Raw genomic sequence first — 14,379 nt, 5'->3', positions numbered from 1 at the left:
TTAAAGGTTCTTAGTTGTAAGTTGTTCCAATTTAGCTTGTCACGCTGAAAGCGGGAACATGCTAAATTGGGTGCAACTTGCAACTTAGAACCTTCAGCGACATTTTCATAGTCCTTAGAAATAAAAATATTTATTATTTCGGTAAGCTACCATATAAGTTTAGATATCTATACTATACAAATTTCAGCTTCTTCATTAGATATTTTACTTAATTCCAAGCTTTTTTGTGTTTCTCTAATTTTTAATATAGAAGCGCAAACTACTCTTATTAAAATGTTACTAAAGAATATATCTCTTTTCTTATCACCAAGATTTCTAATATAAATACAATGCATATCTTCAATATAGCTTATTATATCTTTTGTTGATTTTAACTCTACCTCTATTTCCTCTTTACATTCATTCCAAATTGCTGATAGTTTTCCCCACCATAGGATTCTTTGAGCCTGCTCATATAATTCATGATGGATAATGCTTTTATGAAATGCGTCATTATGAGGAAATGTAAAGAAATCACATAAATAATGACTTAACATTCCCAACTTAACTGAGACATCTTTATTTGTTTTTTCCTTGTTATAGGCTACGTCATCCATTATTGTTAAAACTCTATTCCAATCCTCATTTTTACTATGTTTAGTCATTCTATATTTAAGGTTCAAGTCAGGTAATACATTTCCATAAACGAAAAATTCGGTATTAATATTGGAATATCCTCTTTCTATTAATTCTCTGCCCAAAATAAGCCCAATTTTACCATGTAGTAAAGTATCCATATTACTCTCTCCTACTTTTTTCTTTAATTATAAAAAAAGTAAGTTAAATCACTATTACCTTTATGTTATTTTTTAAATATAAACCTAAACTTTGTCATTATCCTTTTTTCTTATTTTCATATACTCTTCCAAAGTTATATTTCCATAATCTTTGAGCGCTTTTATAAGTTCATCTTCATGTATTATACCAATCAGTTCCATATCATCATTAAGAGCATAAAAACTATTAAATTTATTTTTATCTACTAAAGTTAATACATTAACTAAACCTTTTTTATAATACACAGAAATAGATTTATTTTCTATGTAATTATGTTTTTTTAATTTTCTTACCTTCTTAATCATATCACCCATTATAATATACATGGTTCTTTGACCCTCTAGAATAGTAGAGTATGTGATTAATATAACTGCAAGAAATAAACTTATGTTTACCTTATGTAATAACATCATTATAATAAATATTAACAATAATGCTCCCGAAATAATAAAACTAAAGACTTCTGTAATTTTCTTGGATTTTTTATATAAAAACTTTTTTGATAATAAAATTTCACATACTCTTGACCCATCTAAGGGGTATGCAGGTAATAAATTAAATATACCCAGACATAAGTTCACAACTATACTATTTCTTATAAATTCATAACTAAAATAATCATAAAGAAAACCTGCAAGTACAGCCATAAAAATATTAAAGAAAGGTCCAGCTAAATATAAAACCATTTTTTTCTTTTGAGTTAGTTCATCAATATCATTTAATTCAGCTTTTGCACCTAATATGCTAATATTAACACTATTAAATTTGCACCCAAATTTACTTGCAACTATTATGTGTGCAAATTCATGCAATATTACCCATAGAAAGCTAATAATTATATAGCTTTTAAAATCCCCAAGCCACAACAATATTGATAACTCTAAAATCAATACTATATACCATTTTTTCATTCTTAACCCCTATAATAATATTGCTCTATACAAAGTTTGCAGTTCACAAGTAAAAATGGAGTTTATAAAGCTCTAACTTATATGTATTAATCTGCAATAATAATTAACAAGCTGCTAAAGTTGACCTTCTGTATCAGTACCGGTATCAATGCCACCACCACTTTTTAATGACTCCCAAAAGTTAAACGCCTTTGTTTTTAATTCTTCTGTAGTCAAATTATCTAAATTTAAATCTTTTACCTTGAAGTTGCCTATTTGTAAAGTATTAAGCATTTGAAGATATTCATTGTAATCAAAATTTTGAGCTAATAGCTGTTTACACTTAATATGCATTTCCCTAACCTGCTCTGATGGAATGTACTTTAACCCAGTAAAAAAGAATAGCAGAATTGTAGCGCCAGTTAATTCTCTAATTACTCTTTTTATTAGAATATCCGTAAAAGATTTATTATTTTTCATACTATTAATTCCATATTTTGAACTAATAGAGTCATTGTTTTTTCTCCCTATATGAAAATAATTATTTTTATCTTTTTTTCCATTTACTCTATTATTTATGTTCTTATAATAGTTTTCATAGGCTGATCTATAACTACTCATAACGTACTCCTTTAAATTTATTATCATTTATCATTAAAGTATATTTGATATTACTTAAATTTATGAGAATAAAATTGCGACAAGCCTCGTTATAAAAAAGTAAAGAGCAGAATAATGAGGTTACTCATTATCCCACTCTTATCAAGTACTTTTAAATATTCTAAAAATATATTTTCTTTCTCCTCATTCCAATATTTAGGACTAATGCTATTGAAATTACCGTTGTTAATAGCGAACTTCCTCCATAACTTATAAGCGGCAGTGTTATACCTGTAATTGGAACTAATCCTATTGTCATTCCAATATTCTGAAGAATAGCAAAAAGAAAATAAGATACTATTCCAACACCAATTACTGATCCAAAAATATCTTTTGAAGTCCGTGCTATAGAAATCATTTTATATATGAGTAATCCATAAAGAAGTAATAATAATATAGCTCCTAAAAAACCCCATTGATCAGCTATTGCTGCAAAAATAAAGTCTGTTTGTATCTCTGGTACATTTTGAGCTGAATAACTTGTACTCCCATCAATTGCTAAAGATGGCCTGCTTCCAAGAATACCTCCTGAGCCTATTCCAATTAACGACTGAGTCAAATGGTATCCTGTCTTTGCATCATCTGCTGCTGGATTTAGAAACCCTGTAAATCTCGCCTTTTGATATGGCTCTATAAGTCCTGAGTTCCAAACAATTATAATCGCAAGAACTAAAGACATCAGTCCTCCGCTAATAATCTTCATGTCAAGTCCCATTATATAAAATATTCCGAGAACTATAAAGAAACATACCATACTCATTCCCATATCAGGTTGAATCACAATAAATATTACTGGTACTATTGAATAAAATGCTAATATAAAAAAGTTCTTAACATCATTCACTTTTCCATCCATATCATCTAATTTTTTAGCTAACATAAGTATGATTGCCAGTTTTGCAAACTCTGATGGTTGGATATGGGACACTCCAAGATTAATCCATCCTCTTGCACCATTAATAACCATTCCGATTCCAGGTACCATTGTCAGTATAAGAAGCACTACTACTCCCCAATAAAACACTGGTACATAATTAAATATTATTCTATAATCTATTGCTAAAACGAAATATAAAGCAACCAAAGATATCATAAACCAAGAGAATTGCTGTTTCACAAAAGATAGACCACCAACTTCACCCTTTTTGCACAAATATATATTTAACATCCCATATAAAACTAAAAGAATTAAAGAAATTAATAAGGTTTTATCAATTTCCTTAATTAATCTTATATCTATTTTTAATTTCCTTAACATAATCTTACCTCCTAGCTATATACAAAATTAAATATTTTGATATAACTCAATCAATTTTAATTATACATTATTATTACTATATTCTCCATATTAATTATGATAGGCAGCTAAAACATAATAATTTTGTAATAATTTCGAAATATTCTTGTGAACTTTTCACATTAACAACTCTATACTTTCCTCTTACATTAAAAATAGAGATATTATGTAAACGGAATAGTTTCCATTTCTCATAATATCTCTTATATAATTCCAATAAGTTCTTTATCTTCCTCTTATATTCTTTATAGGAATATTCGCTATAAGTGCAGAAGTGTTTTCACCTTCTTCATCCCCGCTTTTATTTACAGAGATTTCAACATCATCTACTTGAATGTCAATATACTTAGAGATTACCTCTAGTATCTCTTCTCTAATTTTATCTATAATTTCTGGAGCGATTTCTCCTCTATCATGTATTAGAATTAGCTTTAATCTATCTTTTGCAACTTCTTTAGGCGTTGGTTTATTACTTAAATTTTTAAAAAACCCCATTATATTGACCTCCTCTAATTGCGCTTAAATAGCTTTTTTAAGGAGTTAAAGAATCCTTGATGCTCTTCAATATGTAGATTCATAAATGGAACTTCTTCTCCTGTAATTCTTCTAGCAATGTTTTTAAATGCCTGTCCAGCATATGCATTCTCTTCTAATACAATTGGTTCGCCTTTATTTGTTGAAATAGTTATGTTTTTATCATCTGGAACAACTCCAAGTAACTCTATAGAAAGAGTTTCAATAATATCAGATACATCAAGCATATCCCCGTTTTTAGTCATTTCATAATTCAATCTATTTACAATTACAGCATGATCGTCTAATCCTTTTGCATCAAGCTTACCAATAACTCTATCAGCATCCCTAACTGATGTAATTTCTGGATTTACTACTATAATTGCTTTTTCTGCACCAATAACAGCATTTTCAAAACCTTGCTCAATACCAGCTGGCGAGTCTATAAGTACATAATCAAATTCCTCTTTTAATTCATTTACTATCTTTAGCATATCTTGAGAACTTATGTCATCTTTATCCTTGGTTTGAGCCGTTGGTAAAAGAAATAAATTTGAAAATCTCTTATCCTTTATAAGTCCTTGTTTTAGTCTGCATCTTCCTTCTATAACATCAATTATTGTATAGACTATTCTATTTTCTAATCCTAATAATACATCTAAATTTCTAAGCCCTGTATCACCATCAATAACAACTACTTTTTTACCTAATGAAGCTAAAGCAGTCCCTATATTAGCTGTAGTAGTTGTTTTACCAACTCCACCCTTACCCGACGTTATTACAATAGATACTCCCATTCAAAAATCCCTCCGAAATTTTAATATATATATTTATTTGGCAAATACGGTTCAACTATTATTAGCCCATCTTTAATTTTGGCTAACTCTGGATAACTTGGCTTTTCAATATCATCTGGAGACATTGCTATAATATTTGCTATCTTTAACATTTCCGGCTGTAGTGAAAATGCAGCAATTACTGCCTTTGTATTTCCATTAGAGCCTGCATTTACTTTACCTCTGATACGTCCTAAAACAATTACATTACCTGATGCATAGACTTCCGCTCCATTATTTATATCGCCAATTATAACTATATTGCCTTGATAATTAATACATTCTCCGCCTCTAACTGTTTTTCTAATAAATTTAGTTTTTCCTTCATATACGCCTGAGAATACTCTGGCTTCCTTTTCGCTTACTTGCTCAAATTCTTTTTCTATATCTTCTAATACAATATCCTTTAATTCTATTTCTGTTAACAAGGTTTCCTTAAGAACTTCAACTTCCTTTTTACTAACTGCTTTTAAATCTATCCTTAAAATTAATGTTGTTCCTTTATAAAAATGCTTTCCTTTGGAAAGCTTTTTTATTAATATTAAAAGCATATCTTCAAAACAAGCAAACTTATTCATGTTAATAGTTGTATTTATTCCATCTTTATTTCCTTTTATTAAAATACCATCATTACTATACATTAATTACCTCCAATTAATTTTGCAGGTTAAAATAGTTAAATTCTTTTTAAAATGGCAACCTCTTTAAAATTATATCATTATACTGACTATTTTTGTATATATCTTTCAATAATTTTTGATTAAATTTTATAATAAGATATAAAAAATCAAATTTTGATAAAACCCATATATGCTTTCCATTCTTTAGACAATAACATCTACATAATCCCTTATATTAATACTATCTTCTTCAACTTCACAATCAACTGCTAATATATGTACACCTTTATTCTTCGCATATTCTAGTATTTCTGCAAACTCCTTATGCATTTCAGCATTTGGTTCAAAATAAAGAACATCTTTCATTTGTATTACAAATATTACATAAGCCTCATAGCCCTCTTTTATGCAATCACAAAGTTCCTTAATATGCTTAACTCCTCTTTCTGTAGGTGCATCGGGAAATCTCACAACGCCTTGATTTTCAAGAGTTACACCTTTTACTTCTATGAAAGACTTTTGTTTTTTTGTTTCAACATAAAAATCAAATCTTGAATTATTATATTTAGTTTCTGGTTTTATTAAAATAATATCATCAAATAAATTCCCCTTTAATATCCACTCATGAACTACTTTATTGGTTACCTGGGAATCCATATTAATCATTCTATTTTCCTTTATAACGCCTATAAGCGAATATTTGGTCTTTCTTTTAGCATTATTACTTTCTTGCACAAATACTGTTGCATTAGGAATCAATAATTCCCGACACCTTCCAGTATTCTTAACATGGCAAACTTCTATTTTTCCATTAATCTCTACATTTGCAATGAATCTATTTGGTCTTGAAATAAATTTTCCCTTTACAATATTACTATATTTCATTTGCTCTCCTCACTAATCTAAACCTTCCTATAAAAATATCTCTATTAGGTTTAATATGTACGACCTTACATCGTTGTATGCCTAATAGAGATATCCATATAAATTTTTATATACTATTTGTTTATTTAATTTGTTTTACTTGTAGTAGTGACGCTTGCATTTGCACCATTTCCAACCGAAGTATTTCCTTGGGAATTATTCGAATCTTTATTTAATGGATTATCTACAACATATTTTTTAAAAGATTCTGATGTTGCAGTATAGTTAGGATATTCCTTTAGTAACCTATCTTTAAAATAAGCATCATAAACCGCTTTTACCGCTGGCGCAATATTACTTCCATGCCCGCCATCAAATACTACAGCAACTACAGCAATTTCTGGATCATCTGCTGGAGCATAACTCACATATGTTGCATAAGGTGATCTTCCTTTTTCTCTTTGATCAGTAGCAAAGTCAGCCGTACCAGTTTTACCTGCTGTTTTAATTGGGAAGCCTGCGAAAGTAGTACTTGCAGTACCACCTTCCTCATTATTAACAGCTGTCATACCTTTCTTAACTGCCTCTTGAGTTGATTTTGATATTGATACTGTATTTAATACCTCCGGTTTAAACTCCTGCACTACCTTACCATCATTATCGGTAATTTTATCAACTAAATGAAGCTTATACCTTGTTCCCCCATTAGCAAGAGTGGATATATATGATACCAATTGTAATGGAGTAAAGTTATTCATACCTTGCCCTATTGATGCATAGACAAGTTGAGCAGGTGATTTTATTTGTCCAGCCTCATCATTAATTGTAAATTGTGCTAAAACTTCTGCTATAGTTGAAGCTTGCGAATCTAAATTTGCTTTTCTACCTGTGGATGCCTCATACGCCGCCACATTTTGTTTATATTTATCAGAGTGCTCCATTATATTTTTAATATCGCTCGTAATACTCTTTGCAAATTGATCATGAGTCATCATTGATTTTTCATCAACACCGACTTTATTTAAATTATCTACAACTTTATCTTTTATAGCTTGCTTAGACTTCTTAACCTCATCGTTGTCATCTTCAGACGCACGAATGTCAAAAGGAATAAAGAACGTAGAATTATTATAATTACCTTTCTCAAGAAATTCTACTAAGTTGAGCTTAGCATACGCTATAATAGTATCCTTTCCTGATTTAAAGTTATATGTCTGCCCGAACCTTTCACCTATTTCTATTCCAGTTGTACCCTTTTCTTTAGTGTTAGGATCAACTCCTAGTCCAAACTGCCAAGCATATTTTGCAATAGAATCTAGTGCTTCAAGGTTATTTCTGCCTCCTTGCTGCATATACATCCTATAAGCTGTTTCATAAAAATAATAGTTAATCGACTCAGCTATTGCTCTTGTTAAAGTTGTTGCTCCACTAGCAGCTTCTATTCCTCCTGGAGCAAAATCCTTACCAAATACTTCTGGATGTTCGTTAAATTTTCCTCTATCAATTATTACCGTATCAGGACTAATTGCTCCAGATTCAATTCCAGCAACAGCTGTAAGAGGCTTAAAAGTAGAACCTGGTGGAATTAACGACATAGTCGCATAATTATAAGTTGGTTTTGGATATAAATCATATAGATCTGTCCTAAATCCATTTTGCTTAGGAAATAATTGGTCGACAGTTTTATTTAACCCCATTTTTTGTATTAAACTCGTTCCAAATGACTCCAAATCAGGATTAAAATATTGTTTATATTCTTCTGGCGTTAATTGTCCTGGAACTGTAAATATATTAGGATTAAAGTTAGGATAACTTGTTAATGCTAAAACTCTTCCAGTCTTAACTTCAACTGCAACCAGCGCTCCTCTTGTAGCGTTAGGGAATCTATTTCCATTCTCATCTACTACATTTTTCTGTATATTATCAATTCCATCAGATAATCCTTGCTCTGCTGCATACTGTATATCTCTGTCTATTGTAAGATGAACATCATCTCCAGGATAAGATTCAAGTTCAAATAGATTCTGAGTAACTCTACCTTGTGAATTAACTTTAACAGTTGTTCCACCTTTAACTCCTTTTAACTGTTCTTCAAATGCTGCTTCTATCCCAGTTGCACCAACTAAATCTGATGAAATATCGTATCCTTTAAGTTCATAGTTTTCTTTTTGAGTATCCTTAATCGAAGTTACATAACCTAAAACTGAAGATGCCAGATTGTTATATGGATAATACCTTATTGGGGATAAACTAACATTTATACCTGGCAAATCAAACTGCTTTTGCATAACTATTAAAGATGTATCCTTTTTAATATTTCCTGCAATAGTCGCGGATCTATAACCTTTAAAACTTTGCATTTTTATTGCATCTTTTACAACCATAAACTTTCTAATATCATTTAAAGAATAGCCTTGCTTTAAAATTTCATTAGTTAATTCTTTATCTGACATATTCGCGTATAGCTTACTCTTTTCTTTTGATTTATAGTCCGGATCCACAAGTTCTATTAAATTGTAAGTTCTAACTAGGTAATAAAATGCATCCTCAGGGGTGATCTTCAAAAGTGCCTCATCTAATTGAGCATTTTGAGCATCAGATAACTCTTCTACATCTTTAAACATTTTATTTTTTAATGTATCATTTAAGCCCCTATCTTTTTTGAATCTCAATTCTTCCGAATTTTGAGAATCCTTATCACTTGTTGTATATTCAAAATATATATTATTGTTACTATCTATTTTTAATGGTAATGTATCTTGGATTTTTTCACCATTCTCATCTAATATTTTGAAAAGTTCTTTCATTGTTGTATAAAATTGTTTTTCTGCATCATCTGTCTTTGTATATGTAAGGGTATAAGTTTGTATGTTAGTTGCCAGTATATTACCTTTATCATCATATATCTTTCCCCTTGGAGCCTTATCTGACAAAAACCTTGTTGATGTTACATCTGCTTTTTCTTTATATTCCTGATAGTTAAATACCTGAATATATAATAACTTCAGAATAATTGCTGAAAATATAATCCCCATGATAATGCACAAAACACTATATCTAGAAATTTTCTTTTTCCTTTTATTTGTTGGTTTATTTACTATCATTTAAACCTCCATCTTTGTTTTGTATACTCGTCATCGTAAATATTAATTACTAACTTATATGCAAAAAACATTACTATTCCATTATATATTCCCATAACAATGCATTTATTAAGCTGGATATGAATATTTAATAAATAAAATATTGTAAATATCCCAATATACTTTACTATTGTAATGAAGAAAATTGATACTACAGGTATTAATCTCTTATTCTTTATTATTCCTGCGCCAATATAACTTGCTAAAAGGCATAATAATAAATTAAGTAAAGAATTCACTCCAAATCCATTAAAGAAAAATACGTCCTGCAATATACCACTTAATACTCCTATAAAAGCAGCCTTTTCTTTTCCGTGCACTAATGAATAAGCAATAGCAAATGTAAATAATAAACTAGGGTAAGAACCTTTTATTGCAAAAAAAGGAACAAATGAATTATCTAAAATTACTAGCCCTATAGAAACTAAAATAATAATTAATTTTTCCATTTCAAACCTCTAATTATATTTTATTTCTCTCGTATCTTTAGGAGAGACAATAAATAATTCTTCTAATTTATTAAAATCTACATATGGTTTTACAACTGCACTTTTCATAACTTTTACTTTATCTTCTTCAACTGAAGTCACTTCTCCAATTCTAATTTCCTTCGGATAAAGCATTCCTACTCCAGAGGTCACTATTACATCACCTGCTTTAACCTGAGATTCCATCGGAAGATCATAAACTTTGGTTAAATTCATATTTTGACTATCTCTAAATCCTTTTAAATAACCTGTCTCTCTTGTGCTTTCCACCATAACACTTACTGCAATATTTTCATTAACCAAAGATTGTATTATACTCCAGTTCTCACCAACACTGGTCACTTGTCCCACTAATCCTTGAGCTCCTATTACAACCATACCTTTTTGCACATTTGCATTCTTACCTTTATTAACTATATAACCATCCAAAAAATTTCCTCCACTATATCCTATAATGTCGCATGCTATATAATTATAATTGTTTCTTTGCTCTTCAAAATTTAATACTTGTCTCAATCTATCATTTTCATCTTTCAAGTTTGAATAAGTACTTAATTCATTTTCAAGCTCTTGATTCTTTTCAATTAATTCTTTATTTTGTGCTTTTACCTCTGAGAAATTCAAGAAAAAATCTAAGGTTTCTTTAACTTTATTAGTCCCTTGATATAAAAAACTTTGAACAGGGTTTAAAGTACTACCGGCACCACTTTCAATAATACTTCTATTTTCCTTCTTAACAGTATAAACTATTAATCCCAAAAAGCTAACTGACAGTACTATAATAGTTACTGCCAGTTTATTTCTAAGAAGCTTCATATATTAACCTCTTTGATCTCTGCTAATTTTATCAAAATCTTCTAGTGCCTTCCCTGCTCCAAGTACTACGCAATCAAGAGGTGCCTCTGCAATATGTACAGGCATGTTTGTTTCTTTGTTTATTAATACATCTAATCCCCTAAGATAAGCTCCACCGCCTGCAAGCATAATTCCTTTTTCCATAATATCTGCTGAAAGTTCAGGTGGTGTTTTTTCTAATGTAGTTTTAATTGACTCTATAATAGCATATACAGGTTCTTTTAATGCTTCTCTAACTTGAGTTTCTGATATTTCAACAATCTTTGGAAGACCAGTAATCATATCTCGTCCTTTTATTTCCATAATCATTTCTTCATCTGAAGTTCTGTAAGCCGATCCAATTTCCATCTTAACTTGTTCAGCTGTTCTTTCCCCAACCATTAAATTGAATTCTTTCTTTATATAAGATATTATTGATTGATCTAATTCATCGCCGGCTATTCTAAGTGACTTACTAGTTACTATTCCTCCTAATGAAATAATAGCTACTTCTGTAGTACCACCACCAATATCAACTATCATACTTCCTGTTGGTTCACTTACTGGAAGTCCTGCTCCGATCGCTGCTGCCATTGGCTCTTCCATTAAAATAACGTCTCTAGCTCCTGAAAGTTTTGTAGCTTCTTCAATAGCTCTTTTTTCAACTTCCGTAACACCTGAAGGATAACAAACTATTATTCTTGGATTTTTAAACGCATTCTTAGTTGATACCTTTTCTATTAAGCTTTTCATCATTGTTTGAGCTGTATCAAAATCTGCTATTACCCCATCTTTTAATGGTCTTATAGCTACTATATTTCCAGGGGTTCTGCCTATCATAAGTTTAGCTTCTGATCCAACTGCTAATGTCTTTTTAGTCATAGTATTCATTGCAACAACAGATGGCTCTCTTAAAACTATTCCCTTACCTTTTACAAATACTAAAGTATTTGCTGTTCCTAAATCTATCCCCATATCTTTTCCTGATCCAAAAAATCCCATTTATTTTTTCCCCTTCCAATTCTATATTAGCCCTCTTTCTTTTAAGCTAATAAATTTATTATTTCCTATTATAATATGGTCTATTAATTGAATTCCTATAATATTTCCACATTCTTTAACTCTTAAAGTAATATTTATATCTTCCTTACTAGGTGTTGGATCACCTGACGGATGGTTGTGGCAAATAATTATAGACGCACTATTTTTATTTATTGCTTGTTTAAAGATTTCTCTTGGATGCACAACCGATGAATTTAAGCTTCCTTTAAAAACATCTTTAGTTCCAATAACTATATTTTTTGTACTTAGTAATATTACTTTTAAAACTTCTTGAGTTAGATCATTCATTTCTCCCATAAGGAGATCTGCTAAATCTTTCGGTGATGTAATCTTAATTTCATTTTTTAATGCTTTTAAGGTTCTAAATCTTTTAAAAAGTTCTGACAATGCTAAAATCTGTGAGGCCTTTCCGCCCTTAACTCCCTTTATAGATGTTATATCATTAAAATTTGCATTTAAAATTCCATCTAGCCCTTCTAACTCTGATAAAAGTCTGCTGCATAATTGAAGTACATTTTCCCCTACAGTACCAGTTCTTAGTATAATCGCTAATAGCTCTGAGTTACTTAAGGTTTCTGCTCCATAGGTTAATAATTTTTCTTTAGGCCTTTCATTTTGTGGTATATCCTTAATCTTAAGGTTATTTCCCATTAATCTGCTACCTCCACATATATGATACCCTGCCCCCCAAAATATTATTGTACCTCGTTTAACATAGATCTTAATTTGTTTAGTGGAAGTCCAACAACATTATAATAACATCCCTTTATCTCCGTAACAAATATTCCACCTATGCCTTGAATTCCATAAGCCCCAGCTTTATCTAAGGGCTCACCAGTTTTTATGTATTCTAATATTTCATCATCACTCATTGCAGAAAAACTAACTTCAGTAGCTAAACATTCTTGCTTAATTACATTTTTAGCCGTATTCATAACAACAATTCCTGAATAAACTAAATGTTTTCTGCCTTGAAGCGATTTTATCATATTAAATGCATCTTCCTCATCTTCTGGTTTTCCAAGTATCTTATTATCTAATGTGACAATAGTATCTGCAGCTATTATTATTGCATCCTCATTTAATTTCTTTTTAACATGCAATGCTTTTCCCAAAGCTATGTCTTTAACATATCTATCTACAGACCCCTCAAAAAGAACTTTATGTTCATCAAAATCACTAACTATTATATCGAAGTCTTTAATTAATCTTCCTAAAAGTTCTACTCTTCTTTCCGAAGCAGAAGCTAATACCATTTTCATATATTCACATCCTAAAAATAAAGAATCTAATATATATGATTGACAAATTATATATATTATAGACATGTTAATTTTTTAACTAAAAAAATATTTAATTAAAAATGGCATAGAAATGATAATATACTTTAAATTAATCATTTCTACACCATATAGTTTATCATTTAAGAAGTTCTTAAACAAGTCCGTTATACTAAGTTCTAAGTTTTTTTATATAAATGTAATTTTGTTGTAATAATTATTACCTTTTTCTTTAATTTTTAATCAGTTTGTACAGTTCTTGCATTATGTTACTACTGTTTGATTTATCTAACTCTTCCGGCAATCCCTTTACATAATTATTTAGATCATCTATTTTCTTAGACTTAACATTACCACCATCATTTATAACTTTATCGGTCCAATCTTTAAATTCTGCCGTTTTTATACTTTTAACTTCACTGTCCTGAAGTTTATTTATAATTGAAAGAACTCCATCTATTATTTCCATTAACTCTTTGTTTTCTAAATCATTGTTTGACATATTTAAGCTAACTTTAGCAAATTCAATATTATTTGATTTAAATTCATCCATCTTTTTCAAGCCATCTTCCTGCTTATATATTCCAGCAAGTACTCTATACTTTCCATCTTCTTCTACTATAAAAGGCTGGCAATATTTTGATATTGAATTCAATAATTCTTTTGCATTTTCTTCTTTAGAATAGTACCCACATTGTAACACTATAATATTTTGAATACTGCCATCATTAATTTCATTAGTTGAATACCCTGAATTGCTATTATTAGTTTGAAGTTCTTTTCCATTAAAAATAAAACTGCTTAAATATAATCCTCCGCCTATAGATATCCCTGCAATAAGTGCAACAGTACATATAAATTTCATCTTATTCGATCTTTTATATTCATATCTTGTGTACCTCACAATATCCCTCCCTCCTATATAATATATTTATTCTATTAGTTACTCATATATGAATTATGTTAAATAAAATTGTACTGTTGGATTTATCAAAATTTTTAACTTAAGCATTTAACTCATCTTAGGCACAATCAAAAAAATAACAAGTCCATTTGCCAGCCTATTTTCCATGGCA

The 14,379-nt window shown here is 29.8% G+C and carries 15 protein-coding genes; all 15 read right to left on the bottom strand.

The genetic code is table 11. The annotated features are described in order from the left end of the window. Positions 1-167: 167 nt before the first annotated feature. Entirely contained in the window at positions 168-776 is a 609-nt protein-coding gene (locus COL3_RS24600; protein ID WP_008423705.1) for a zinc dependent phospholipase C family protein, read from the bottom strand. 84 nt (positions 777-860) lie between these two features. Beyond that, the gene (locus COL3_RS24595; protein WP_008423703.1) at positions 861-1,727 is read right to left on the bottom strand and encodes a M50 family metallopeptidase; all 867 of its coding nucleotides are present in this window, start codon (positions 1,725-1,727) and stop codon (positions 861-863) included. 114 nt (positions 1,728-1,841) lie between these two features. Then, the gene (locus tag COL3_RS24590) at positions 1,842-2,327 is read right to left on the bottom strand and encodes a hypothetical protein (protein ID WP_008423701.1); all 486 of its coding nucleotides are present in this window, start codon (positions 2,325-2,327) and stop codon (positions 1,842-1,844) included. 160 nt (positions 2,328-2,487) lie between these two features. Next, on the bottom strand, positions 2,488-3,624 hold the full coding sequence (rodA, locus tag COL3_RS24585) for a rod shape-determining protein RodA (protein WP_008423699.1): 1,137 nt from the start codon (positions 3,622-3,624) through the stop codon (positions 2,488-2,490). Positions 3,625-3,888: 264 nt separating this feature from the next. After that, entirely contained in the window at positions 3,889-4,158 is a 270-nt protein-coding gene (gene minE, locus COL3_RS24580) for a cell division topological specificity factor MinE (RefSeq protein WP_008423696.1), read from the bottom strand. A gap of 14 nt (positions 4,159-4,172) precedes the next feature. Further along, positions 4,173-4,973 (bottom strand): septum site-determining protein MinD, encoded by an 801-nt coding sequence (gene minD, locus COL3_RS24575; RefSeq protein WP_008423694.1) that lies wholly within the window; start codon positions 4,971-4,973, stop codon positions 4,173-4,175. 20 nt (positions 4,974-4,993) lie between these two features. Next, positions 4,994-5,653, bottom strand: coding sequence for a septum site-determining protein MinC (minC, locus tag COL3_RS24570; RefSeq protein ID WP_008423692.1), 660 nt, complete (start codon positions 5,651-5,653; stop codon positions 4,994-4,996). 183 nt (positions 5,654-5,836) lie between these two features. Then, positions 5,837-6,517 carry a DNA/RNA nuclease SfsA gene (gene sfsA / locus COL3_RS24565; RefSeq protein ID WP_008423690.1) on the bottom strand — a complete coding sequence of 227 codons (681 nt, stop codon included), beginning with the start codon at positions 6,515-6,517 and terminating at the stop codon, positions 5,837-5,839. A gap of 125 nt (positions 6,518-6,642) precedes the next feature. Continuing rightward, on the bottom strand, positions 6,643-9,600 hold the full coding sequence (locus COL3_RS24560; protein ID WP_008423688.1) for a penicillin-binding transpeptidase domain-containing protein: 2,958 nt from the start codon (positions 9,598-9,600) through the stop codon (positions 6,643-6,645). Continuing rightward, positions 9,597-10,088 carry a rod shape-determining protein MreD gene (gene mreD, locus COL3_RS24555; protein WP_008423687.1) on the bottom strand — a complete coding sequence of 164 codons (492 nt, stop codon included), beginning with the start codon at positions 10,086-10,088 and terminating at the stop codon, positions 9,597-9,599. The genes COL3_RS24560 and mreD overlap by 4 nt, the downstream gene beginning before the upstream one ends. Before the next feature lie 9 nt (positions 10,089-10,097). Continuing rightward, positions 10,098-10,943 carry a rod shape-determining protein MreC gene (gene mreC, locus COL3_RS24550; RefSeq protein WP_008423685.1) on the bottom strand — a complete coding sequence of 282 codons (846 nt, stop codon included), beginning with the start codon at positions 10,941-10,943 and terminating at the stop codon, positions 10,098-10,100. A 3-nt stretch (positions 10,944-10,946) separates the two neighbouring features. Then, on the bottom strand, positions 10,947-11,963 hold the full coding sequence (locus COL3_RS24545) for a rod shape-determining protein (protein WP_008423682.1): 1,017 nt from the start codon (positions 11,961-11,963) through the stop codon (positions 10,947-10,949). Between the two features lie 21 nt (positions 11,964-11,984). Continuing rightward, positions 11,985-12,674 (bottom strand): DNA repair protein RadC, encoded by a 690-nt coding sequence (gene radC, locus COL3_RS24540; RefSeq protein ID WP_008423679.1) that lies wholly within the window; start codon positions 12,672-12,674, stop codon positions 11,985-11,987. A gap of 44 nt (positions 12,675-12,718) precedes the next feature. Further along, entirely contained in the window at positions 12,719-13,285 is a 567-nt protein-coding gene (locus tag COL3_RS24535; protein WP_008423677.1) for a Maf-like protein, read from the bottom strand. A 250-nt stretch (positions 13,286-13,535) separates the two neighbouring features. Further along, positions 13,536-14,207 carry an SPOR domain-containing protein gene (locus COL3_RS24530; RefSeq protein ID WP_008423675.1) on the bottom strand — a complete coding sequence of 224 codons (672 nt, stop codon included), beginning with the start codon at positions 14,205-14,207 and terminating at the stop codon, positions 13,536-13,538. Positions 14,208-14,379 lie beyond the last annotated feature (172 nt).

Origin of the sequence: Clostridium sp. LS (assembly GCF_002760435.1) — a bacterium.
Classification (GTDB): domain Bacteria; phylum Bacillota; class Clostridia; order Clostridiales; family Clostridiaceae; genus Clostridium.
Note: the sequence above shows the minus strand (reverse complement) of the source record. Positions and strands in the feature narration are given on the sequence as shown.